Source organism: Streptomyces sp. NPDC058697 (assembly GCF_042715345.1).
GTDB classification, from domain to species: domain Bacteria; phylum Actinomycetota; class Actinomycetes; order Streptomycetales; family Streptomycetaceae; genus Streptomyces; species Streptomyces liliifuscus.
In genome coordinates this window covers 84040-107200 of the sequence record NZ_JBHXSU010000003.1, presented here as the reverse complement: position 1 = coordinate 107200, position 23161 = coordinate 84040, and the positions used below count along the sequence as shown (strand labels likewise).

General features: G+C 70.7%; 19 protein-coding genes. 5 read left to right on the top strand and 14 right to left on the bottom strand.

The features are described from left to right. Positions 1–9 precede the first annotated feature (9 nt). From ACFWXQ_RS08400 to ACFWXQ_RS08385, 4 genes are all read right to left on the bottom strand, one after another. Complete coding sequence (locus tag ACFWXQ_RS08400; protein ID WP_383941029.1) at positions 10–696, bottom strand: response regulator; 687 nt, start codon at positions 694–696, stop codon at positions 10–12. After that, complete coding sequence (locus tag ACFWXQ_RS08395) at positions 693–1844, bottom strand: sensor histidine kinase (protein WP_383941026.1); 1152 nt, start codon at positions 1842–1844, stop codon at positions 693–695. Before ACFWXQ_RS08395 ends, ACFWXQ_RS08400 begins: the two co-directional genes overlap by 4 nt. Beyond that, entirely contained in the window at positions 1841–2365 is a 525-nt protein-coding gene (locus ACFWXQ_RS08390; protein WP_383941023.1) for a DUF1453 domain-containing protein, read from the bottom strand. Before ACFWXQ_RS08390 ends, ACFWXQ_RS08395 begins: the two co-directional genes overlap by 4 nt. Positions 2366–2604: 239 nt before the next feature. After that, on the bottom strand, positions 2605–4728 hold the full coding sequence (locus ACFWXQ_RS08385; RefSeq protein ID WP_383941019.1) for a type IIA DNA topoisomerase subunit B: 2124 nt from the start codon (positions 4726–4728) through the stop codon (positions 2605–2607). Positions 4729–5168: 440 nt separating this feature from the next. Here ACFWXQ_RS08385 and ACFWXQ_RS08380 point away from each other — a divergent pair, with 440 nt between their 5' ends. Then, positions 5169–5399 (top strand): hypothetical protein, encoded by a 231-nt coding sequence (locus tag ACFWXQ_RS08380; protein WP_055513118.1) that lies wholly within the window; start codon positions 5169–5171, stop codon positions 5397–5399. 140 nt (positions 5400–5539) lie between these two features. Here ACFWXQ_RS08380 and ACFWXQ_RS08375 read toward each other — a convergent pair whose 3' ends face one another. From ACFWXQ_RS08375 to ACFWXQ_RS08345, 7 genes are all read right to left on the bottom strand, one after another. After that, positions 5540–6355 (bottom strand): S1 family serine peptidase, encoded by an 816-nt coding sequence (locus ACFWXQ_RS08375; protein ID WP_383941015.1) that lies wholly within the window; start codon positions 6353–6355, stop codon positions 5540–5542. A 132-nt stretch (positions 6356–6487) separates the two neighbouring features. After that, positions 6488–8035: an RNA polymerase sigma factor gene (locus ACFWXQ_RS08370; protein ID WP_383941012.1), complete on the bottom strand. Its 1548-nt coding sequence runs from the start codon at positions 8033–8035 to the stop codon at positions 6488–6490. A 400-nt stretch (positions 8036–8435) separates the two neighbouring features. Beyond that, positions 8436–9323, bottom strand: a complete 888-nt coding sequence (locus tag ACFWXQ_RS08365) for a FadR/GntR family transcriptional regulator (protein WP_383941009.1) — start codon at positions 9321–9323, stop codon at positions 8436–8438. 162 nt (positions 9324–9485) lie between these two features. Beyond that, positions 9486–11249, bottom strand: coding sequence for an ATP-binding cassette domain-containing protein (locus ACFWXQ_RS08360; RefSeq protein WP_383941005.1), 1764 nt, complete (start codon positions 11247–11249; stop codon positions 9486–9488). A 214-nt stretch (positions 11250–11463) separates the two neighbouring features. Then, positions 11464–12222 carry an NUDIX domain-containing protein gene (locus ACFWXQ_RS08355; protein ID WP_200395482.1) on the bottom strand — a complete coding sequence of 253 codons (759 nt, stop codon included), beginning with the start codon at positions 12220–12222 and terminating at the stop codon, positions 11464–11466. A 128-nt stretch (positions 12223–12350) separates the two neighbouring features. Further along, positions 12351–14426: a glycogen debranching N-terminal domain-containing protein gene (locus ACFWXQ_RS08350; RefSeq protein ID WP_383941002.1), complete on the bottom strand. Its 2076-nt coding sequence runs from the start codon at positions 14424–14426 to the stop codon at positions 12351–12353. A 1008-nt stretch (positions 14427–15434) separates the two neighbouring features. Then, positions 15435–16865 carry a DUF4192 domain-containing protein gene (locus ACFWXQ_RS08345; RefSeq protein ID WP_383940999.1) on the bottom strand — a complete coding sequence of 477 codons (1431 nt, stop codon included), beginning with the start codon at positions 16863–16865 and terminating at the stop codon, positions 15435–15437. Between the two features lie 78 nt (positions 16866–16943). Here ACFWXQ_RS08345 and ACFWXQ_RS08340 point away from each other — a divergent pair, with 78 nt between their 5' ends. The 4 genes from ACFWXQ_RS08340 to ACFWXQ_RS08325 all read left to right on the top strand — a co-directional run bounded on the left by ACFWXQ_RS08340 (position 16944) and on the right by ACFWXQ_RS08325 (position 20525). Next, on the top strand, positions 16944–17084 hold the full coding sequence (locus ACFWXQ_RS08340; protein ID WP_383940996.1) for a hypothetical protein: 141 nt from the start codon (positions 16944–16946) through the stop codon (positions 17082–17084). Positions 17085–17192: 108 nt separating this feature from the next. Then, positions 17193–17483: a hypothetical protein gene (locus ACFWXQ_RS08335; RefSeq protein ID WP_383940993.1), complete on the top strand. Its 291-nt coding sequence runs from the start codon at positions 17193–17195 to the stop codon at positions 17481–17483. A 28-nt stretch (positions 17484–17511) separates the two neighbouring features. Next, complete coding sequence (locus ACFWXQ_RS08330; RefSeq protein WP_383940991.1) at positions 17512–19674, top strand: RecQ family ATP-dependent DNA helicase; 2163 nt, start codon at positions 17512–17514, stop codon at positions 19672–19674. Between the two features lie 224 nt (positions 19675–19898). Continuing rightward, a complete protein-coding gene (locus ACFWXQ_RS08325; RefSeq protein ID WP_383940988.1) occupies positions 19899–20525 on the top strand; it encodes a hypothetical protein in 627 nt (208 codons plus the stop codon). A 425-nt stretch (positions 20526–20950) separates the two neighbouring features. On the opposite strand, the gene ACFWXQ_RS08320 is transcribed toward ACFWXQ_RS08325, so the two are convergent. From ACFWXQ_RS08320 to ACFWXQ_RS08310, 3 genes are all read right to left on the bottom strand, one after another. Further along, positions 20951–21580: a hypothetical protein gene (locus tag ACFWXQ_RS08320; protein ID WP_383940985.1), complete on the bottom strand. Its 630-nt coding sequence runs from the start codon at positions 21578–21580 to the stop codon at positions 20951–20953. Positions 21581–21648: 68 nt separating this feature from the next. After that, on the bottom strand, positions 21649–22350 hold the full coding sequence (locus tag ACFWXQ_RS08315) for a ribonuclease HII (protein WP_383940982.1): 702 nt from the start codon (positions 22348–22350) through the stop codon (positions 21649–21651). A gap of 93 nt (positions 22351–22443) precedes the next feature. After that, complete coding sequence (locus ACFWXQ_RS08310) at positions 22444–23067, bottom strand: TetR/AcrR family transcriptional regulator (RefSeq protein WP_383940979.1); 624 nt, start codon at positions 23065–23067, stop codon at positions 22444–22446. Positions 23068–23161 lie beyond the last annotated feature (94 nt).

Below are 23161 nucleotides of genomic sequence, written 5' to 3'. Positions count from 1 at the left end.
TCAGGTGACTCACCCCCCTGGTGGCCGCACAAGTCCCTTCCCGAAGGCGTAACGGACCGCCTGCGCGCGGTCCTTGAGCCCCGTCTTGGCGAACAGGTTGTTGATGTGGGTCTTCACGGTGGCCGTCGACACATGGAGCTTGCGGGCGATCTCCTGGTTGGTCAGACCGTCGGCGATCAGCACGAGCACCTCCGTCTCCCGCGCGGTGAGCCCGTCCGGCGCCTCGGCGCCCTCCGCGGAGGCGGCGGGTGCCGGCTCGGACAGCCGCTCCAGCAGGCGCCGTTGAATGCTCGGGGAGAGCCCGGCGTCCCCGGACAGCACGCTCCGCACGGCCCGTACGATCTCGTCGCCGCCCGCGTCCTTGGTGAGATAGCCGCGGGCCCCGGCCCTGAGCGCGGGAAACAGCGAGGCGTCGTCCGCGTACGTGGTGAGCACGACGACCTGTGTCCTGGGGTGTTCGGCCCGGATGCGTCTGGTCGCCTCCACCCCGTCGCAGCGGGGCATGCGCAGGTCCATCAGCACGACGTCCGGGTCGAGCTCGGCCACCAGCCGCACGGCCTCGTGCCCATCGGCGGCGGCCCCGACGACCTCGATCCCCGACAGCAGCCCGAGCAGCATCACGATGCCCTCGCGCACCACGGTCTGATCGTCCGCCACGACGACACGGGCCGGCGCCCTGTCTTCCTCCTCCGTCATACAGGCACCTTCAGCGTCACCACGAACCCCTCCTCGTACGGCCCGGCCTCCAGCGAGCCGCCCAGCAGCTCGGCCCGCTCCCGCATTCCGAGCAGACCGTATCCGGCGCCGGAGTGTGTGAATTCGCCCGGCGGCGCTCCCGAGTCCCTTACGTTCAGCATCACTTCGTGCTCGCCGTAGTCCAGGCGTATGCGGATCTTGGCCCCGGGCGCGTGCTTCCGGACGTTCGTCAGTGCTTCCTGGGCGACTCTGCGCACTGCCTGCGACGCCTCGGCCGGCAACGGCCGCCGTTCACCCGTGACGGTGACATCGGCTCCGGCGGTTTCGGCGACCAGCTCGCTCAGGAACTCCTCCAGCGGTGACAGCTCTCCGCGCAGCGCGGAGAGCGCCTGCCGGGTCTCGGCGAGGCCCTCGCGGGCCATTCCCCGTGCCGCCACGACCCGATCGAGGATCTGGTCCCGCTCCGCTCCCCTCTCGATCAACAGCCGTGCCGCCTCCAGGTGCACGAGTTGCGCCGAAAGGCTGTGCGCCAGCACATCGTGGATCTCCCGTGCGATCCGGGCCCGCTCCGCGAGCGCCGCCGACTCCGCCTCGGCCGCCCGCGCGGCCCGCTCCTGGGCGAGCAGCCGCTGGGCGCTGCCCCGGGCCTCGGCGTCCAGCCGCAGCACGTACCCGGCCAGAGCAAGCCCCGCGGTCGTGGCCAGGGTGGTCAGCCAGGCGTCGTTGTTCACTGCCGCGTACGTGCCCAGAGCCACGGCGCTCGCGGGCAGTGCCGCCGCGAGCGGCAGTCGTTCCATGGCGCTGACGGCGCAGGCGCACCACACGACGAGGGCAGGAACCCGCAACCCCGCGCCCTCTGCCACCGTCGCGATGGCGAAGAGCAGCACTAGCAACCCCAAGGAGGGAAGCAGGCGATGCTCGAGCGTGACCCTCCGGAAGCCCCAGACCCCGAGTCCACCGACAAGGACTCCCAGAACAGCCCCTGCGACACCCCAGCCGTGCAGGTCGCTGTCAATGAAGGTCGTGGCCAGGAGGATGCCGACGGCCAGGATGCGCCCGCCCCCGGCGAGAGCACGCCGGGCCCTGTGCACTCCCATTCGGGAGAGCGCCTCGCGGGAGGGCCAGAGCAACCAGACGTTGTCCGTCATACGCGCTCCTTCCGCGAGGGCCGGGGCATGCCGTCACCGTACGCCGTGCTCTGCCCGCTCACCGGGGGCAGTGTCTGCGCCCGGCGGACCATGATCCCGGAGCGCACCAGCAGCGTCACCGCGAGTGCGAGGAGCAGGGCGGAGCTGTCCTGGTGCACTCCCAGGGCGGCACCGAGGCCGAACAAGCCCGCCCGCAGGGCTATCCCGACGGTCCAGACGAGGGCGCCGGCCTTGCTGCCCTTGCTCCACACCGAGCCGTCCGGTGTCCTCCACATCCGGGTGGTCCACGCCCAGCCGACGCCGATGGCCAGGCCGACGAGGAGTTCGGTGCCGAGCAGGAGGACCGACAGCGTCCGATGGCCGGGATCGAGCAGACCCGGTTCGCGCAGAGCCAGGAAGGACAGGACCGCGGGCACGACCCACCAGCTCCTGTCCGTCGTTGTCCGACGGGTGCGGAACTGGCGGGCGATCACCAGGACGGCAACGGCGAGGATCGCCAAGGCATCGACAAGCCCGGACATCGCGGCCTCCGTGTGCGGGGAAGGGCGGGTGCCGGCAGCGGGCGCTGTCGACGCCTTCGACGCTACGGAAACGGGCAGGTCGGCAGATCGGAGCCAGGGTGGATCATGGGTGGATCCCGGATGTGGCCCGACTCCACCCGTGGGTGGAGGCGCCCTCGCGGACGTCTGCCGGCCCGATGCCCGCCGGGACCCTTTGCGGTCCCGACGGGCTCACTCGACCGAACCGGCTGCGGGACCGTCTACGCGTCGATGCGCGAACGGTCCAGCGTCGCCGCGGAGCTGGAGATGAACTCCTTGCGGGGGGCCACGTCGTTGCCCATCAGCAGGTCGAACACCTGCTCGGAGGCCTCCAGGTCGGAGATGTTGATCCGGCGCAGCGTACGGAAGCGCGGGTCCATGGTCGTCTCGGCCAGCTGGTCGGCGTCCATCTCGCCGAGGCCCTTGTAGCGCTGGATCGAGTCCTTGTACCGCACGTTCTTGCGCTGCAGCTCCAGCACGGTCTCACGCAGCTCGCGGTCCGAGTACGTGTAGATGTACTTGTCCTGACCCTTCTTGGGCTGGCTGAGCTCGAGGCGGTGCAGCGGCGGCACCGCCGCGAACACGCGCCCCGCCTCGACCATCGGCCGCATGTAGCGCTGGAAGAGCGTCAGCAGCAGGATGCGGATGTGCGCGCCGTCGACATCGGCGTCGACGAGGAGAATGATCTTCCCGTAGCGCGCCGCGTCGATGTCGAAGGTCCGGCCCGACCCTGCTCCTATGACCTGGATGATCGCGCCGCACTCGGCGTTCTTCAGCATGTCCGTGACGGACGCCTTCTGGACGTTGAGGATCTTTCCGCGGATCGGCAGCAGCGCCTGGAACTCGGAGTTCCGGGCGAGCTTTGCGGTGCCGAGCGCGGAGTCTCCCTCGACGATGAACAGCTCGCTGCGGTCCACGTCGTCGCTGCGGCAGTCGGCGAGCTTGGCCGGCAGCGAGGAGGACTCCAGGGCCGTCTTCCTGCGCTGCGCGTCCTTGTGCTGACGGGCCGCGATGCGCGTACGGGCGGCGGAGACGGCCTTCTCCATGACGACCCGGGCCTGCGCGGCGGCATCCCGCTTCGTGGAGGTCAGGAAGTCCTTGAGCTCCTTGGAGACCACGTTCGTCACGATCCGGCGGGCCGCCGAGGTGCCGAGGACCTCCTTGGTCTGGCCCTCGAACTGCGGTTCGGCGAGGCGGACCGTGACGACAGCCGTGAGGCCTTCCAGGGCGTCGTCCTTGACGACGTCGTCCTCGGCGACGCGCAGCAGCTTCTTGCTGCGCAGCACCTCGTTCATCGTCTTCGCGACGGCCTGCTCGAAGCCCGCGACATGGGTGCCGCCCTTCGGCGTGGCGATGATGTTCACGAACGACTTCAGGGTCGTGTCGTAGCCCGTGCCCCACCGCATCGCCACGTCGACGCCCAGTTCCCGGGTGACCTCGGTGGGCGTCATCTGCCCGTGGTCGTCCAGGACCGGGACCGTCTCCTTGAAGGTGCCCTGCCCGGAGAAGCGGAGGACGTCGCAGACGGGCTTGTCGCTTGCCAGGTACTCGCAGAACTCGCTGATGCCGCCGTCGAAGCGGAAGGACTCCTCGCCCTTGCTGCCGCCCTCCCCGAGCCCGAACTCGTCGCGGACGACGATGGTCAGGCCGGGCACCAGGAAGGCGGTCTGCCGGGCGCGCTGGTGCAGGTGCTCCAGGGAGAGCTTCGCGTCCTTGAGGAAGATCTGCCGGTCGGCCCAGTAGCGCACGCGCGTGCCGGTGCGGGTCTTGGGGATCCTCTTGAGCTTGCGCAGCCCGCTCGACGGGTCGAACGCGGCGTCGGCCCCGTCACCCTTGAACGCTCCAGGGGTGCCGCGGCGGAAGCTCACCTCGTGGGTGTGGCCTCCGCGGTCCACCTGGACGTCCAGACGGGCCGAGAGCGCGTTCACCACGGAGGCGCCGACGCCGTGCAGGCCGCCGGAGGCCGCGTACGAGCCGCCGCCGAACTTGCCTCCTGCGTGCAGCTTGGTCATCACGACCTCGACGCCGGACATGCCGGTCTTGGGCTCGACGTCGACCGGGATGCCCCGGCCGTTGTCGCGCACCTCGACCGAGCCGTCGTCGTGCAGGGTCACGTCGATGTGGTCGCAGTAGCCTCCGAGGGCCTCGTCCACGGAGTTGTCGATGATCTCCCACAGGCAGTGCATCAGACCGCGGCTGTCGGTCGACCCGATGTACATGCCCGGGCGCTTCCGCACGGCCTCGAGTCCCTCGAGGACGAGCAGGTGCCGCGCGGTGTAGTTGGAACCGTCCCGGTCTGCTCCGGTCAGCAGCGCTGTGGACGGCACGGACGTCTCGGCGGTCACGCGGTTCGCTCCTCGCTGAATTTCAGATGTGGCCCTTTTGGGTAAGGGCCCGGCTTCGGTCGCCGCTCCGAGGGTACCGAGGCCTGGTAGAGCCGTTGTAACGCCACCCTCGTCCGAAACTCAGACTAGACCAGCGTCGCATGCTTGTTCGATCCCTCGTTGGAGTGAAGTACATATCACGTTCCCTTCCAGGCATGAACCATTTAGGCTCCGGGCACGTCCTCAAGAACAACCGGCAAGCCAGCCGGGAGGACTGAACCTGAAAGAGCGCGAACCCGTAAGACACGAAGACACGCAATACGGCTCATTCGCCGCCAACCGGCAGCAGACAGCCGACTCGGAAAGATTTTTTTCGAGGAAGAGCCACGAGCGGGAACGTTTTCGGCCTGGTTGGATGTTGACCCTGGTACGACAGCTCGTCGAGCTAGAGAAGAGGCGACGTGACTACTGTTCTGACCCCCGCGAGCCCGCTGACGGCCGCTGACCGCTGCGACCGTTGCGGCGCCCAGGCATATCTGCGCGTCGTCCTCCTCAGCGGTGGTGAGCTGCTCTTCTGTGCCCACCATGGGCGCAAGTTCGAGCCGGAACTCAAGAAGATCGCCGCTGAGATACAGGACGAGACGGAGCGGTTGACTGCCGCCCCGGCAAGCGCCAACGACGAAGAGCACTGACACTTCGCGCAGACGACGAGCCATCTCCGGCACAGGCCGGTGACCGGGCGGCCGCTCCTGTCCAGGGGCGGCCGCCCGTGCTCGTGCTCCCTGAGGCCGTGACACTGCCCACGACGCCTCTCAGGGCCGCAGAAGGGCCTTCAGCGGCCCGCTCCGAGCGTCCTGACGACCTCCGAGACCCGCGTGTAGACACCGGGGCTGCCGGCCCGCCCACAGCCGCTACCCCACGACACAAGGCCGATGAGCCGCCCCTGAGCGACCAACGGCCCGCCGCTGTCCCCCTGACAGGCATCCCGGCCCCCCTCCTCCTCCCCCGCGCACAGCATGGAAGCGGCCACGTACGTTCCGTCCGCGCTCCCCGGATAGGCCTCCTCGCAGAGCGCGTCGGGCAGCACCCGGACGCGCGCGGCCCGCAGAGCGGTCGCGTAGTCACCGCTCCCCGTGGTGTCGCCCCAGCCGTAGACCACGGCCCCCGGGCCGGGCTTGTACGCGGCGTCACCGGAGCCCGCCATGGGGATGACCGCGCTCTCGGCGAGAGGCTCCGCGAGAGTGAGTACGGCGAAGTCTCCTGCGTTCGTGTAGCTGTCGTAGCGCGGGTTGATCCAGGTGTCGCTCACAGCGATCTCCCTGCCCTCGACGGACAGCAGATCCCCGCGGCCCGCGATCACCTTCAGATCGCGGACCTGCCGCGGAGGTGCGCCCAGCACCTCCTTGCTCAGACAGTGGGCCGCGGTCAGCACCGTCGAGCGGCCTATCACCACACCCCCGCAGAACTGTCCGGCACGCGTACCCCCGAACCGGTCACGGCTGGACACGGCGACCGTCCAGGGGCTCTCGGAGATCTCGACCGGGTAGCCGCCGATGATGACATCGGCCGCCGCGGGGGCCGGACAGGCCAACGGTATGACGGCCACCGTGGCCGCTACGGCCAGCGCTCGGGCAAAGGGACGAGGCATGCGCGCTCCTCACTCTGGGGTTGTCATGAGACACCCAGCGTGATCCAGATGGCGGCACTCCGCACTCCGCGCAGACAGAGGGCCCGGCTCCCTGAGCGGGAAACCGGGCCCTCGGTGACGTACGGCCGAGACCTAGTCGAGGTAGTCGCGCAGCACCTGCGAACGCGACGGGTGACGCAGCTTCGACATCGTCTTGGACTCGATCTGGCGGATGCGCTCGCGCGTCACGCCGTACACCTTGCCGATCTCGTCGAGGGTCTTCGGCTGACCGTCGGTGAGGCCGAAGCGCATCGAGACGACGCCCGCCTCACGCTCGGACAGGGTGTCCAGGACGGAGTGCAGTTGCTCCTGGAGGAGCGTGAAGCTGACCGCGTCGGCCGGGACGACCGCCTCGGAGTCCTCGATGAGGTCGCCGAACTCGCTGTCGCCGTCCTCACCCAGGGGGGTGTGGAGGGAGATCGGCTCACGGCCGTACTTCTGGACCTCGATGACCTTCTCGGGGGTCATGTCGAGTTCCTTGGCCAGCTCCTCCGGGGTGGGCTCGCGGCCCAGGTCCTGGAGCATCTGACGCTGCACGCGCGCGAGCTTGTTGATGACCTCGACCATGTGCACCGGGATACGGATGGTGCGTGCCTGGTCGGCCATCGCGCGGGTGATCGCCTGACGGATCCACCACGTGGCATACGTCGAGAACTTGTAGCCCTTGGTGTAGTCAAACTTTTCCACCGCGCGGATCAGACCGAGGTTGCCCTCCTGGATGAGGTCCAGGAAGAGCATGCCGCGGCCGGTGTAGCGCTTGGCCAGGGAGACCACCAGACGGAGGTTGGCCTCCAGGAGGTGGTTCTTGGCGCGGCGGCCGTCCTCGGCGATGATCTCCAGCTCGCGCTTGAGCTTCGGCGCCAGCTTGTCGGCGTTGGCCAGCTTGTCCTCGGCGAACAGACCGGCCTCGATGCGCTTGGCGAGCTCGACCTCCTGCTCGGCGTTGAGCAGCGGGACCTTGCCGATCTGCTTGAGGTAGTCCTTGACGGGGTCGGCCGTGGCACCGGCCGCGGCGACCTGCTGCGCGGGCGCGTCGTCCTCGTCCTCGTCGGACAGGACGAAGCCCTGGGCGCCGTCCTCGGCGGGCTCCTCGCCACCGGCCTTGGCCGCGCCGGGGGTCTCCTCGGTCGCCTCGTCGTCGACGACCTCTGCGTCGTCCTTCTTGGCGGTGGTCTTCTTCGCCGTCGCCTTCTTCGCGACGGTCTTCTTCGCTACGGCCTTCTTGGCCGTCGCCTTCTTGGCAGCGGCCTTCTTCTCGGCTGCGTCCTCGGCGGGAGCGTCTGCGACAGGCATCGCCGGAGCGGCGGTGGCGGTGGCCTTCTTGGCCGTCGCCGTCTTCGCCGCGACGGTCTTGGTGGCGGTGCGCTTGGCCGGACTCTTCGCTGCGACGCTCTTTCGGGTGCGCTTGGGCTCCGCGGCACTGACCATCAGCGTCACACCCTCTTCCTCGAGGATCTGGTTGAGGCTGCGCAGTACGTTCTTCCACTGAGTGGCCGGAATCTGGTCAGCTTCGAAGGCCCGACGCACGTCATCGCCGGCGATCTGCCCCTCAGCCTTTCCCCGCTCAATGAGCGCCATGACAGAGACGGACTCGGCGATCTCCGGCGGGAGCGTACGGGATGTGCTGGCCGACACGAACAACCTCTCGGAACGTTGGAAAACGGCTTCCGGCCCCGTCCGGTACGGACAGGAGCCGACGACCGCCGACTTGGGGATGGGCCGACGGCGCGGGCGAGGGCCGGGAAGAGTCACAGCGCCTTGAACGGCGTCTGTATTCCCTACTCGGCTGTCACCTCTTAGGTCATCGCGCTGCCCCGTGGAGCGTTACGCCCAATCTGCGTGGCCCGAGTCACACCCCGTAAGTGCTCAAAAGCTCCCAGATGCGGTCAGAGGTGGTCAGCCGATGACCTCAGTACCCCATCACACCGCCGGACCCCGCCGGATTCCAGAAGCATCCAGGGGGTCCGGCGGCAGATGGTTCGCCGGCCAAGCGATGCCACGCGGGGCACCCGCCACCGACCGCGCCGCCCTCGGTGCGCGGTCAGTGCTCGCGCGGCGCGGGCACGACGCGCTCCACCTCGGGGTGGACGGTGAGCAGTTGGCGCATGGCCGTCTCGGCGCCCGATCCGTCGCCGGCGGCGAGGGCGTCGACGATGCGGGCGTGGTGCCCGAGGGACGCCTCGGTCGGCCGGTCGCAGCCCGTGACCGGGTTGCCGGACACCTGGAGCGCAGCGGACACGATCCCGGAGAGATGCTCCAGCATGCGGTTGCCGGCGACCTGGATGAGCAGGGAGTGGAACTCCGCGTCGGCGCGCGAGAAGGTGAGGGCGTCACCCTGCGCCATGGAGTGGCCCATGATCTCGACCATGTCGGCGAGCCGCTGCTGCACCTCCTCCCGGCCGTGTCCGGCGGCGAGGCGGGCGGCGAGCGGTTCGATCGTCCAGCGCAGCTCGCTCAGCTCGCGGCGCTGGTCGTCGCGCTGCGGCCCGAAGGCCCGCCACTCGATGATGTCCGGGTCGAGGAGGTTCCAGTCACTGACCGGACGTACGCGCGTGCCGACATTGGGGCGGGCGCTGACCAGGCCCTTCGCCTCAAGAACGCGGAGCGACTCACGGACGACGGTACGGGAGACCTCGAATCGCTGGCCGATCTCCTCGGGCACCAGCGGGCGGTCCGCGCCCAGGTCACCGGAGACGATCATCTGCCCCAGTTGCTGGACCAGTTGGCCATGCAGGCCGCGGCCGCGGCTGCCGGCGGCACGTCGGCCCATGCGGCCCAGCTCCGGGTCCGTGCTGTCCCACACGGAGGCGCTGACGCGATCTACGCCGGGGACCTCCCCATAGGGGTAGCGGTCGAGTTCGCCCGGGCCGGCGAGGCCGGAGTCTGCGGAACGGGCGGCGGTCATCATGGTGTGCGCAAGGGTACTCACGGATCCTTTGTCGGCTCCGTCTCCAACTCCCTTGAGGTCTTTGGTGAAAAGCACACGAAAGGGTGATCGCTCACCCCGTCGCAATTGACGCCTTATCGGAAAGAAATGGGCGTTCTGCGCGGAGTTGCGCACACGAAGGGAACGCATGTGCACGGGCCGTCGTCATCGGACCCTGCTCCGTAGGGTGGTGAGCAGGTATGCGCAGAGCAGGGCGCTGATCGACAACATCAGTGCGCCGCCGACGGGTTGGGCGATCACTCGCGCCACAGCACCCACATAGCGCTCGCCCCCGAAGGGCCACTGCACCAGCACGAGCTCGCGCAGCCGCGTCGAGAACCCGGCTGCGGTCCGCACGGACGGTCCCTCCAAGACCTTCTGTACGAGCGGTACGACGAGGACCGGAACGGCCAGTACGGCCGCGAGTCCGGCGGTCGTCGACCGGAAGATGCCGGCCGCCAGGACGCCCGCCCAGGCGCAGCCCACCACTAGGCCGATCCAACTCACGCTCAGCGAAAGCCAGTCCTCGGGAACTCCGGTGAGCTCCCGTCCGTAGACGAGATAGAGCAGTTCGGCGTCCACACCCACCGCGAGGAGGGCCAGCAGCAGCGCGGTGCCGGTGGCGACGAGGAGTTTGGCGGCGAGCAGACCCAGGCGGCGGGGGACGTTCCCGCGATCGGCGGCCAGGGCGGGGTGACGGAACTCGTCACCGAAGGCGATGGCACCGAGGAGCCCCGCACCGAGCGCCGCGGGCGGCAGAGGGAAGTCCCGTGGCCACGCGGCGAGCAGACGCGGCTGTGGGGTGTGCCCTGCCCTGGCCAGGAGCACGGAGATCAGGGCGGAGGCGACGAGCACGGCGACCGCGGTGAGGTAGCCGGTGGCGACCCCGGCCGCACGGCGCAGTTCGTAGCGCAGCGGCCGCAACGGGCTGGAGCCCGGCCTGGCAGTGATGGGCGGCGGGAGGGGAGACAACTCGCTCGCGCCGTCTGCCGTCGAGGGGCGCGCGGGCTTCTCGGCCTCCGGGGAGTCACTCGCCGGGTGCCGCGCGGGAACGGGCCCCATGTCGCCGATCTCGTCCGCGAGTTGGTGTACGAGGATGCTGTGGCGGTAAGCGGTTTCGCCGATGTCGGCGCACGTGCTGCCGTACACGGACAGGCGGTTGCCCTCTTCCCGTACGACCTCCACGGAGCGTCGCGTGGTGCGGGCCTCCTTGGTGAGCACGGCGCCGAGCCGGGCGGCGTGCGGGCTGCGGACGGCGACGCGGGGCCGGAGACGGGTGCGGGCGAAGTCGGTGACGTCCTGGTCGGCGACGAGCCTGCCCTCCTCCAGCGTGACGACACGGTCGGCGGTCCCCGCGGCCTCCTTCGGGTCACCCGTGGCGAACAGCACAGTGCCGCCCCCGGCGGCGTGGGCTCGCAGAATCCCGTGCAGCCAGCGGCCCTCGCGGGAGGAGAGCCCGTCGGCGGCGTCGTCTAGCACGAGCGTGTGCGGGTCGGACAGCAGTGCGCAGGCCAGCCCGAGGCGACGGTCCATGCCGCGGGAGAGCATGCCCAGACGCTGGTCGCGCAGGCTGACCAGACCCACCACTTCGAGGACGTCGTCGGCGCGCCGGGCCGGCACGCCTGTCGCGGCGCACAACATGCGGAGTTGGCCGCGGACCGTGCGTGCCGGGTGGCCGGGGACCTCTCCGAGGAGCACGCCGACCTCGCGCGAGGGATGGGCGATGCGATGCAGCGGGCGGCCTCTGAAGTAGGTGATTCCGCGGCCCTGTTGGAGTTCGAGCATGAGCCTGAGCGCCGTCGTCTTGCCCGCGCCCGGGGCTCCGAGGAGCGCTGTGACGCGACCCGCGGGCACCTCGAAGGAGACGTCGTCGACAGCGAGGGGAAGCTCCTTGCGGGCGTTGCTGGTCAGTCCGATGGCCTGGATCACCCGAAGCAAGATAGCGCGATATGTACGGTTTTCCGGGCATCCTGGGCACGCTGGACGGCATGCCCCGTGCCAGTCCGACCACTTGGCCTGACGGCGGATCTCAGGGTGGCCTCGGGTCTCGGCACCCATCTCGGGGCCATGCCCGGTCTCGCCACGAACCCGGGCCGCGCCCGTCTCGGCACGATTCCGTCTCGGCGACGCTCCAAGAGCGGTGTCAGACCTCGGGGCGGAGCATCGGCGGGTTGAGCAGCGTGGCGCCACCCGCGCGGAACAGCTGGGCAGGGCGGCCGCCCTGCCGGGTCGTCGTACCGCCCGTGGGGACGAGGAATCCCGGCGTGCCGGTCACCTTGCGGTGGAAGTTGCGAGGGTCGAGCGCCACGCCCCACACCGCCTCGTACACCCGGCGCAGTTCACCAACCGTGAACTCCGGCGGGCAGAAGGCCGTCGCCAGCGACGAGTACTCGATCTTCGAGCGGGCGCGCTCCACACCGTCCGCCAGGATCTGCGCGTGGTCGAAGGCCAGCGGCGCGGCCTGTTCGCCGTCGCGGCCGTAGCCGCCCCGCTGCAGCAGTTCCTCGACCGGGGCCCAGCGCGCGCTGTTCGCGTCTCCGCCGGCCCTGGGCGCGGGCAGATCGGGGGCGAGCGCGAGGTGGGCGACGCTGACGACCCTCATCCGTGGGTCGCGCTTCGGGTCGCCATAGGTCGCGAGCTGCTCCAGGTGCGCCCCGTTGGCCTGCGCGGGGGCTGCCGGGTCATGGGCGCACAGCCCGGTCTCCTCGCCCAGTTCCCGCGCCGCCGCCTGCGCCAGGTCCTCGTCCGGCCGTACGAAGCCGCCGGGCAGCGCCCACCGTCCCTGAAAGGGCGGTTCACCCCTCCGTACCGCCAGCGCGCACAGGGCATGGCGACGCACGGTCAGCACGACCAGGTCAACGGTGACGGCGAACGGCGGGAAGGCTGACGGGTCGTAGGGCATGTCGAGATCATAGTCGTCTGCCTGACGATAAACACTCCCTTCGTCGGTCGCTTCAGTGGCTGATCCACTCCTCTCCGGTACGGGCCTCTGGGGATACCTCCGCCCGCCCCTCGTCGGCTTCCGCCCGCTCACACTCCCAGCTGGAGCCCGTCGGCAGCCTCCTCGACCATGGCGAGGCCGAGCCTGCTGACGCGTACGGAGAAGGGGGCGCCCGCGACGCGCAGGCCGGTCAGCCCGATCTCGCCCAGGGGCGCGCCACGGACCGGTCGCAGCGTCACCGTTCCGGCAGGGGCGTCCGGACGGATTCCGGCGAGGGTGGTGAGCACAAGGACCCCCGCGGCCGCGGCCGTGGCCGCAGGCCGACAGGCCGCCGGATGCGGCAGCGGGGCACCGCCTTCCGTGCGCTGCTCCCCCGCGTACATCTCAGGCAGTCGGTGCCCGAAGGCCTCGGCAGCCGACAGCACGCCCCGCAGCAGTGAGCTCGCCTCTTTTTCGTAGCCCGCGGCGGCCAGTCCGGCAACAGCGACAGCCGTCTCGTGGACCCGCACGGCCCCGCCTCGATGCCCGAACGGGTTGTACGCCGCTTCCTTCGCGCCGAGGCTGCGCAGTCCCCAGCCCGAATCCATGGCGGGCCCGCCGAGCAGCCGCGCCAACTGTTCCGTCTGCACCTTGTCGAGCAGCCCCTGGGCCGGGGCGCCCACGCCGAGCAGCCCGGTGTCGAGTAGGTGCACGCTGGCCGCGCCAAGGTGCGGCACGATGCGCCCGTCCGGCAGGCGGGCCGCGGCCGGTCTGCCGCCTCCCCTGTCCTCGATCCAGAAGTCCTCCTGGAACGCGGCCCTCATTCCGCGAGCCCACCCCCGCAGCTCGGGGCCGCCTCCCCTGCCGTACGCGTCCAGGAGATCGGCGCCCAGTAGCGCGGCCCGGTGGGCGTGCGCCTGTGTCTCGCAGCGCCACGGTCCGCCGGGGCGCGGGTCGGACAGATACGTGCCGTCACCGACCGCCGTCCGCAGCCACTGAAGGCAGCGCTCGGCCACAGGCAGCAGTTCCTCGGTCTCCTGTTCAGGGAGCCCCCAGCGCCTGGCTTCCGCGAGAACGACGGGGAACAGGAGGGTCGCCTCCTCGCCCGTGCAGCTCGGTGGCAGATGCGTACCGGAGTGCCGTCGCGGCCCGGGGAGCAGCCCGGATCGCGGCCCCGCGCCCACCAGTTGGGTGCGCGCGAGGGTACGCAGGGTGCCCGCGGCCAGTCGCGTGCCCAGCGGCAGGATCATGCGCGCCGCTGCCAGGGCCTCGGCCGGTGCCATGCCGCAGCGCCAAGGCGCGCCGGCCGCGAGGTGGTTGTCGGACGGACGCACGGGGTCACGCAGCAGGAGGGCCTGGAGGTCCTCGATGCTCGTGCGCAGGAGCGCCTCGACCCTCGGGTCGTCGCTCACGGCCCGCGCCGGGGCAAGCGGGCTCGTGGCAGCGCGCGCGACGGCCCGGATGGGACCCGCTCCGGTCGGCCGTACCCTCAGCTCCACGCTTCGAGTGTCACCGGGTGGCAGTTCCAGCTCCCATCGGAGCAGCCCCGCGGAGGCCAACGCGTCCGAGGGCGGCGGGTTGGCCGTAACGACCGAGTGTCCGGTGGCGCAGGACCACCGCATGCCCGAGTCGTGAACGCTGGCGGGCAGATCGGGACCGGCCCGCCCGGAGGCGACCGCGCCCAGTTCCGCCAAGTCCGTGCCGAGCGACACCTCGACGGGCAGACGCAGGTGGCGGTGGGCCGCGCTGCGCAGGGTGATCCGCTCCGTGCCGTCCGCGTATCGCGTCCGTTCGACGATGACATCCGGGTCGGGGCCGCCGTCGGCGGACAGACTCAGCGTCGCCACGAAGCGGGCCTGGTCGGCCGCGATCATCCGAGCCTGGATCGCCAGGGGTTCCCGGCCCGCGACGCGCAGTCGGCATCGGGAGAGCATGCGTCGGCCCTCGCGGTAGAAGCCCTCCAGCCCCTGCCCGGTCAGCTGGCCGTGCTCCGTGGAGATCGCAAGCCCGGGCAGCGCGACGCAGATCAGCGCGTTGTGCGCGGGAGGCAGATTCGCCGTCGCACGCGGCAGGGACGGGGGTGCCTTCGGAGTTGTGGCACCGCCGGGGGTTATGGGGAGCTGTGCGGGCCTGCGGAGCAGAGGGTGATTGTCGTGCTGAGTGGAGGACCGGGTGGGCAGGGGCATGGGGCAGCTTCTTCTGTGCTCCGTGCGCTGAGTGCGCACTCAGCGGCGTGTGGGGGGCTCCGGAAGGGCGGGTTCGATGCGATGGCGCGGCCCGGCCGCGGGCTGCGCCACTCAGGTGAACGGAACGGGCCTGTCCCGGGTCACGCCCCGGTTCACGGAAGCCGACCGATTGGCGGTGAGCCGGGCGCTCCGGGGTGCGGTGGTGGTTGCTCCCCGGAGCGGGGTGGGCGTGGGTGTGGATGCGCGCGGGCTGCGCTGGCGTCCCGCCTGGGCATGTGCGGCTGAGAGCCGGGGCGGGGCCGGTCTGGGAGTGGCATACGCGGAGGACGCCGGTCTCGGTCTGGAGACGGGGATGGGGATGGCATACGCGCAGGGCGCCGGTCTGGGGGTGGCACACATCCAGACCGGCTGTCGCATGTGGGCGGTCCCAGTCGGGGGCTCCGGCGGGGAAGGGCCACAGGTAGAGAACGGCGGGGGCAAGTGGCACAACTACCGCCTTGTCGCCCTCGCCGCATCCGGCGACCCGGGACCGGGACCAGGCAAGGCTTTCGGTCTCGCGGAGCGCTACGCCACTCGCCTCCGGCAGGCCGCTCGGACCGCATGTGTCTTCCGGCCAGCGCATCGGGTCGGACGCACCTCCCGACCGTCGACTCGAATCGGACACGCCTTCCGATGGTCGACTCGGATCGGAGGTACCTCCCTGCAATGCGCCCGGGCTGCATACGCCTCCCAACGGCCGGCTCGGACCTGATGCTTCTTCCGACAGCCGACCCGAGGCGGAGGCACATTCCGTCCAGCCAGCCCCACCCGGAGTCTCGTCAGAAGTCCCGCCCTTCCCGGGCACACCCTCTCCCGGGCCCCGAGCGCGCACCCCACACCACACCGCCCCAAGTCCGGCAGACCTCCACACCAACCCAAGCCCCGCCAGCCCCCACGCCATCGCCCGAAGCAGCCAGGCCGACCATCCGAACCGAGTCGGCCAACTCGCTCGGCACCACTCCCCCGCCCTCATGTCTCGCCTTGCTTCGTCCCATGCCGACCGACCCCTCGGCGGGACCGAGTACCGCTGCTCGTACCGTCAACAGCCCTGGTGGGTGCTTCCGGCGTCGGGGAGTCGTCGGTGGGCAGGGGGCGGCGCGTGCCCGCGGTTCCCGAGGGCCGAGAACCCGGTCGGCTCGCCGCGCTCCCAGTGGACCGCGGCTTGCGTCGGCGGCGGGAAACCACTCGGGTCGACGGTGTCGAGGCGACCCCGGACGGTCCACCAGCGTCGACCGGGAACACCAGTGCCGCCGGTGACACCAGTGCCGCCGGTGCCGCCGGTGCCGCCGGTGCCGCGATCATCTCCGCGTCAGCACGGTCCACCCGCTCCTTGCGAAGGCAGCGGCGAATCGACTCCGGGTCCAGGCCCTCGTTGCAGGCCTGGTGGAGAAGGCGGGCGAACAGGTATCCCGGATCCGCTCCGAGAGCCATCGCCAGGGCTTCGCGGGCCTCCAGCTCGTCACCGGAGGACCAAGCGACCCATCCCACGAGTGTGAGAGGCGCCGCGGCATGCTCGCCGTACGGGCCGACACAGCGGCGGGCCAGAGCCCGCCAGAGACGGAGGGCGGGGCCGGCCTCGTCGCCCTCCATCCACTCCGCCGCCCGGTCGCGCGTCGTGCGGTCCTGGAGGCCGAGGATCAAGGTGGCTGCCTCGTCGTGGCGCAGGAGTTCGTCGTCCAGGAGATCCGCCGACAGTGCACCGGACACACCTGCCGCACCGGACACAGCCGATACAGCAGGTACAGCAGGTACGCCGGACCCACCCGGTGCACCGGCCGCAGACGTGGAGTCGGCGAAGCGGCGCATGACCCGATGGGCCAGGTCCAAGGTCTCGGTCGCCACGGTCGTGCGGCTCTCGTCGTCCAGGATTCGAGGGATCAGCGCCATGCTCACCGCGTTGAGCGCGGACTCCTGCTCCAGCGCGGCCGCGGTTTCCCACGGAATGAGCCTCGCCCTGAACTCTCGCAGGGATCCACGAATCTGAAGGCCGGCATACGTGGCTGCGGCGGCCAGCACGGACGTGCCCGGCAGCCCCATGGGGGTCCCGTCGGACGGGCAGCACTGTGCACTGGGGCAGCAGTACGACCAGAAGCGGCCGTCGGAGATACACAGAGCCTCGATGACGGGCACGTCCAAGGCACCGCAGGCCGTACGCAGCAACTGCGCGAGTGGGCGCAGTCGTTCCATGACTTCCCGGGCCGACTCTCCGTCCTTGGGGTCCTGGCAGAGGAAGGCGACCATGCTCTCGGGCAGCGCGCCCCTGCGTTCGCTGCCCTTCACAAGGCCTTCGGTCAGCTGTCGGGCGACGGACGCCCAGTCGTCCGAGTTGCCCGGGATGCCGAGCCTGGCCCGTCCGCCGAACCTGCCACGCCCGTCCCTGTCGTGCAGAGCGGCGAGCACGATGCTGTCCTCGGGCCGGTATCCGAGCAGGTACGGCAGCGCGTCCGCCAGTTCGGCGGGAGTACGGAGTGTGACCTGATGCTCGGCGAAGGGAACGCCGGACGCACCGTGGGCGGGGCCGACACGGCTCTCACCCCGCCCACCCGGCCCCGAGCCGCGCTCTCCGCCGCTCCCCGAACCACGCCCACCGCTACCTGGACCGTCTCCACCGTGCTCTGAGCCCAGCCCGCCACGCCCCGAACCGTGTCCGCCACGCCCTGACCCACGTCCGCCCCAGGCTTCGCCCTGCCCGCCACCCGCTTCGCGATCACCTCCACAGACTTGGCCATGCTCACCACCCGCGCCCCCGCTCCTTCCAAGCCCTCCGAGCCCTCCGAGCCCATCGGGACCTCCAATCCCGTCGGACCCTCCAAACCCACCGAGCCCCTCAAACCCGTCGCGCTCGCCACGCTCGCCACACCCGCTGATGTCACCGTCGCCGAGATTCCCGGTCGCTTCGCTGTGATTCGTCATGCCGTGACCATCCCGCGGATCTCGGCATTCCGCTTTGGTCTGTGGATAACCACGACCATGATCACGTCAGAACTTGTCCACAGGCTGACCGCCTCATTCGCGTGATGTCCGACCCATCGGGTTGCATGGGGTCATGAGCAACGCAGAGCTGCGCACCGCGGCCGACACCGTCCTCGCCCGCCTCGTCGGCGCCCCGGCGGGTGACGCCCGGCTGCGCGAGGACCAGTGGCGCGCCATCGAGGCACTGGTCGCCGACAAGCGCAGAGCCCTGGTCGTGCAGCGCACCGGCTGGGGCAAGTCCGCCGTGTACTTCGTGGCGACGGCGCTGCTGAGGGAGCAGGGCGCAGGTCCCACCGTCATCGTTTCCCCGCTCCTGGCCCTCATGCGCAACCAGGTCGAGGCGGCCGCGCGCGCCGGCATCCGGGCGCGGACCATCAATTCGTCCAACACGGAGGAATGGGACACGATCCAGGACGAGGTGGCCGCCGGCGAGGTGGACGTCCTCCTGGTGAGCCCCGAGCGGCTCAACAATCCGGACTTCCGCGACCAGGTGCTGCCCAAGCTCGCCGCCGCGACCGGCCTCCTCGTGGTCGACGAAGCACACTGCATCTCCGACTGGGGCCACGACTTCCGGCCGGACTACCGTCGGCTGCGCACCATGCTCGCGGATCTCCCGCCGGGCGTCCCGGTCCTCGCCACCACCGCCACGGCCAACGCGCGCGTGACGGCCGATGTCGCCGAGCAGCTGGGCACAGGAGGCAGCACGGACGCTCTCGTCCTGCGCGGCCCACTGGACCGGGAGAGCCTGAGCCTCGGTGTGCTGCAGCTGCCCGATGCCGCACACCGGATGGCCTGGCTCGCCGAGCATCTGGGCGAGCTGCCCGGCTCCGGAATCATCTACACGCTCACGGTGGCCGCGGCCGAGGAGGTCACCGCGTTCCTGCGGCAGTGCGGGCACACAGTTGCCTCGTACACCGGGAAGACGGAGAACGCGGACCGTCAGCAGGCCGAGGAGGATCTGCTCGCCAACCGCGTCAAGGCCCTTGTGGCCACGTCGGCGCTGGGCATGGGCTTCGACAAGCCCGACCTCGGGTTCGTGGTGCACCTGGGGTCGCCGTCCTCCCCCATCGCGTACTACCAGCAGGTCGGCCGTGCGGGGCGCGGGGTGGAGCATGCCGAGGTGCTGCTCCTGCCCGGGAGGGAGGACCAGGCGATCTGGCAGTACTTCGCGTCGATCGCCTTTCCTCCGGAGGAGCAGGTCCGGCGCACCCTGGACGTCCTCGCACAGGCCGGTCGGCCGCTGTCGCTGCCCGCGCTCGAACCCTTGGTGGAGCTGCGCAGGTCACGTCTGGAGACGATGCTCAAGGTCCTGGACGTGGACGGCGCGGTGCACCGCGTCAAGGGCGGCTGGATCTCCACGGGCGATCCGTGGACGTACGACACCGAGCGCTATGCCTGGGTCGCCAAGCAGCGTGCGGCCGAGCAACAGGCGATGCGTGACTACGTAACGACGACCGGCTGCCGAATGGAGTTCCTGCGGCGCCAGCTGGACGACGAGGGAGCCACCCCGTGCGGTCGCTGCGACATGTGCGCGGGTCCCCGGTTCACCGACGCCGTGTCCTCGTCGTCCCTGGACTCCGCGCGCGGCGAGCTGGGCCGGGCGGGTGTCGAGGTCGAGCCCCGGAAGATGTGGCCGACGGGCCTGCCCGCGGTCGGTGTCGACCTGAAGGGGCGCATTCCGGCCGGTGAACAGGCCGCTTCCGGGCGAGCGTTGGGACGGCTCTCGGACATCGGCTGGGGCAACCGGCTGCGGCCGATGCTCTCGCCCCAGGCCCCTGACGGGCCCGTTCCGGACGATGTGGCGAAGGCCGTGGTCGGTGTGCTGGCCGACTGGGCGAAGGGCCCCGGCGGCTGGGCCTCGGGGAGCCCCGACGGGCAGCCGCGTCCCGTCGGCGTCGTCACCATGGCCTCGCACGGCCGACCGCGCCTGATCCAGTCGCTGGGGGCGCGGATCGCGGAGGTGGGACGCCTGCCCCTGCTGGGTTCCATCGAGTACGCCCCCGGCCACGAGGCGGCGCAGGTCTCCAGGAGCAACAGCGCGCAGCGGTTGAAGGCCCTCGACGGGGCGCTCGCGGTGCCGCCCGGCCTGGCCGCCACGCTGGCCCAGGCCCAGGGACCCGTCCTGCTCGTGGACGACTCGACCGAGACCGGCTGGACGCTGGCGGTGGCCGCACGTCTGCTCCGGCGGGCCGGTGCACAGGGGGTGTTGCCGCTGGTCCTTGCCGTGCAAGGGTGATCCAGGCGTGACAGGGAGGGTTACGGGCAGGGATATATGAGGCGGATCACCGGATAACGGTCGGTGGCCCCAATTGCTCGTTGCCGCAACCAAGTTCGACAGGAAGAATTGGCCTCGCGCCCCGCGCGGTCCATTCAGGGCCGCCCGTTCGGGCTGTGTCGCGGTGCGCTCCCCCAAGTCCGACCCCCCGCCCGTTGTATGGGCGCGTAGCCGAAGGGAGGACCGTGACCTTCGGATTCGCTCCGTCCTCGGCGGCATCGATGTCGACGTCCGCCGCTTCCGCCAACTCACTCGCCCGGATGCTCGAACCCGCCGAATGGGCCGCCGCGGGGATTCCGCTGCTGCGCAATCCCCGGGAAGTCGTCAGCGGGCTGCACTCCCGGCATCGGCCCCGGCCGGACACCGCGATCGTCGCCGTCCTCGATCCGGACGAACGGCTCAGGGCCAGCGCCTCCTTCGTCCGGCGGCCGGCCCCGGCGGACGGCTGGATGTTCCGCAACACGCTGCTCGCGCAGCTGCGCCGGGTCATCCCGCACGATCTGCGGCGCCGCACACCGGTGCGTACGGCCGTCCTGCTCTACTGCCGTGAGGGCGACGGGCGATGGACGGAGGAGGACGGGGCGTGGATGTGGGGGTTGCGAGACGCCTGCACGCTGCACGGGCTGCGTTGCGGGGCGTACATCACGCTGACGCGTGAGGGCTGGCAGGTGCTCGGCGAAGGACGAGGCGGGCGCAGACCGAGCGCGGACTCGAAGCCGGAGTCCCTGGACGCCCTCGCCGCGGTCGAGACCATTCAGCCACGCACCGGTGGCTCGGCCTCGGAGGTGCTGCGCCGCGCCGCGGCCCGCTGAGGCGGAGCCGTGACCGCCACACGCGGCATCGGTCAGCCGTTCGTCCGACCGACCCTCAGCACCGGCCCACGGGCCGCCGCGCAGCCGCACAGGACCACCTGCCTCACCTAGGCAGGACGGGCAGACGGGCACAACACCGGCTGACCGAAGACCGCAAGGGAACGGTGAAGTTGGTGCCCCGAACCCGCACGGCCCCCTCGTACACGTGCGGCCCTCCGGGACACGTGCGGCCCTCTCGGACATGCGACAACAACGCTGAACGGCCGCGCAGACCACGACAGCCGTGCCAGCGGCCAGCACGTCCCCCCGTACCGGTCGTACGGGCCGTTCCGGCACACGTCGGACCGTCCACCGTGCTCATGCCACCGCAGCCTGGGCCGCAGTGGCACTCCACCCCCCAAGTACCCCCAGAAGAACGGGGGTCCTCAGACCCCCGCGCCCAGCACCGAGTTGATCTGCTGCGGATCCCCGCAGACGATCAGCAGGGTGCCGGCTCGGCCGAGGGCCAGCGGCAGGGCGGTGGCGGCAGTGGCGTCGGGTCCGCCATTGACGGCGACGACGACCACGGGCCGGGACGCGGCACGACCGAGGGCGGACGCGTCGGCGTAGAAGACGTCGTCTCCCGCGTCGTGCTGGGCCCAGTAGGCGGCCTCGCCGAACGAGAGCTCGTGCGCGGCCCACGGGTGCGGTTCGCCGGTGGTGATCACCAGAACCTCACCGGGGACGCGGCCCGAGTCAAGGAGCAGGTCGACCGCTTCCTCGGCCGCGTCCAGCGCGCCCTCGGCCGAGGCCGGGATCAGCTGGATCTGCGGAGTCGAGGGGGCGGTGGGGGCCGCCGGGGCGGATGGCCCCGGCTTGGCCACGGCCGTGTCGCGCGGCGCGCGTTGCACCGGCGGCGCAGGCCGGACAGGACCCGGACGGCCAGGACGCGGCGGAGCCGCGGGACGGGGTCCGGGTACAGGACGGGGGGTCGGCGCGGTACGGCCGGCGGCCGGGGTGGCGCGGGGACCCTGGGCACTCTCGTGAATCTGAGGCTCCTCGGGAATGAGAGGCATGAGCTGATTTTTATCAAACGCCGGTGCGAGTCGCGTCGGCGGGTGGCACATGAGTGCGAACGGAACCGTCAGAAATCGAAGCCGAGCTGCCCTTCGATCTCCGGAACGCTTCCATCCGCCCAACTGCGGACCTTCTTGAGGTGCCGCCACTGGGGCAGCGCATCAAGATACGCCCACGTCATCCGGTGGTACGGGGTGGGGCCCCGCATCTCCAGCGCGGCCTTGTGCACCGGTGACGGATACCCGGCGTTGGCCGCAAAACCGAAGTCTGCATGGTCGATACCCAGTTCGGCCATCATTTTGTCGCGCTGCACCTTGGCGATCACCGAGGCCGCCGCGACGGCGACGCAGGACTGGTCGCCCTTGATCACCGTACGGACCCGCCAGGGATCCCCGAGGTAATCGTGCTTCCCGTCGAGGATGACCGCGTCGGGACGCACCGGCAGGGCTTCGAGGGCACGGCAGGCGGCCAGTCGCAGCGCGGCCGTCATCCCCATGTCGTCGATCTCCTCCGAAGAGGCGTGCCCGAGGGCGTACGACGTCACCCACGTCGCCAGTATCTCGGCGAGCGCGGTACGCCTCTTGACGGTCAGGAGCTTGGAGTCGGTGAGGCCTTCGGGCGGGCGGCGCAGGCCCGTGACCGCCGCGCAGACGGTGACCGGGCCGGCCCAGGCGCCACGGCCCACCTCGTCGACACCGGCGATGACCTTCGCTCCGGTCGTGGCGCGCAGGGAGCGCTCGACAGTGTGGGTTGGTGGTTCGTACGGCATGGCGCCCTCAGCCTACGCCGCTCGGAACCCCACGCGACACCCAGGTTTCCCCAGGCAACCTCGGCGCTGCGGCCCCACCGCCGCTGAGACCGCTCACGCACTCGGCGGCCGCAGCAGCGGAACCATGAGCCGGTCGATCATCTCCTCGATGTCCCGCTCGCTCCATTCGCTCGCGCACACCTTGGACCGGTACATCATCATGGCCGGAATGACGTCGAAGACATACGAGTTCGCCGCGTCGGGCCGCACCTCTCCCCGCTGGATTCCACGGTCGACGACCTCACCGAGCAGCCGGATGGTCGGCTCCACAGCGGCTCCGAAGAAGATCTCCTGGAAGCGCTGGGCCTGCGACGCGTCACATTCGTGAATCACCGAGCGCAGGGCGAATCCGGGGCGCGAGAACATCGCCTCGCGCGCGCGGCGGCACAGTTCCAGCAGGTCGTCCCGCACGCTCCCCATGTCGGGCACGTTCTCGAACGGCGGCAGCCCCGCCCGGAGTGCGTCCGCGACCAGATCCTCCTTCGACGGCCAACGGCGGTAGACCGCGGCCTTGCCGGTCTGGGCGCCGGCGGCGACGCCCTCCATCGTGAGTCCGTTCCAGCCGACCGTACTGAGCTGATCCAGCGCGGCTTCGAGGATCGCACGTTCGAGTACGGCACCACGGCGGCGCGGGGAGGCCGCCTGAGCGGAGGCGGCCGTCCAACTCGAAGTAACCATGAGCGTGTCTCCGTCTGAGCGGGCCAACGGCACGCACGCACGCGCGTGCAGACGTGCCGTGCGGACCGGGGTCCGCAAGCGGTCAAGTGACGCA

Excerpts from the sequence above, each read along its gene's own strand:
- ACFWXQ_RS08310 (WP_383940979.1), bottom strand. The coding sequence starts at position 23,067 with ATGGTTACTTCGAGTTGGACGGCCGCCTCCGCTCAGGCGGCCTCCCCG.
- ACFWXQ_RS08355 (WP_200395482.1), bottom strand. The coding sequence starts at position 12,222 with ATGCCCTACGACCCGTCAGCCTTCCCGCCGTTCGCCGTCACCGTTGAC.
- ACFWXQ_RS08395 (WP_383941026.1), bottom strand. The coding sequence starts at position 1,844 with ATGACGGACAACGTCTGGTTGCTCTGGCCCTCCCGCGAGGCGCTCTCC.
- ACFWXQ_RS08375 (WP_383941015.1), bottom strand. The coding sequence starts at position 6,355 with ATGCCTCGTCCCTTTGCCCGAGCGCTGGCCGTAGCGGCCACGGTGGCC.
- ACFWXQ_RS08390 (WP_383941023.1), bottom strand. The coding sequence starts at position 2,365 with ATGTCCGGGCTTGTCGATGCCTTGGCGATCCTCGCCGTTGCCGTCCTG.
- ACFWXQ_RS08330 (WP_383940991.1), top strand. The coding sequence starts at position 17,512 with ATGAGCAACGCAGAGCTGCGCACCGCGGCCGACACCGTCCTCGCCCGC.
- ACFWXQ_RS08340 (WP_383940996.1), top strand. The coding sequence starts at position 16,944 with ATGCTCGGCGAAGGGAACGCCGGACGCACCGTGGGCGGGGCCGACACG.
- ACFWXQ_RS08350 (WP_383941002.1), bottom strand. The coding sequence starts at position 14,426 with ATGCCCCTGCCCACCCGGTCCTCCACTCAGCACGACAATCACCCTCTG.
- ACFWXQ_RS08335 (WP_383940993.1), top strand. The coding sequence starts at position 17,193 with ATGCTCACCACCCGCGCCCCCGCTCCTTCCAAGCCCTCCGAGCCCTCC.
- ACFWXQ_RS08400 (WP_383941029.1), bottom strand. The coding sequence starts at position 696 with ATGACGGAGGAGGAAGACAGGGCGCCGGCCCGTGTCGTCGTGGCGGAC.
- ACFWXQ_RS08315 (WP_383940982.1), bottom strand. The coding sequence starts at position 22,350 with ATGCCGTACGAACCACCAACCCACACTGTCGAGCGCTCCCTGCGCGCC.
- ACFWXQ_RS08320 (WP_383940985.1), bottom strand. The coding sequence starts at position 21,580 with ATGCCTCTCATTCCCGAGGAGCCTCAGATTCACGAGAGTGCCCAGGGT.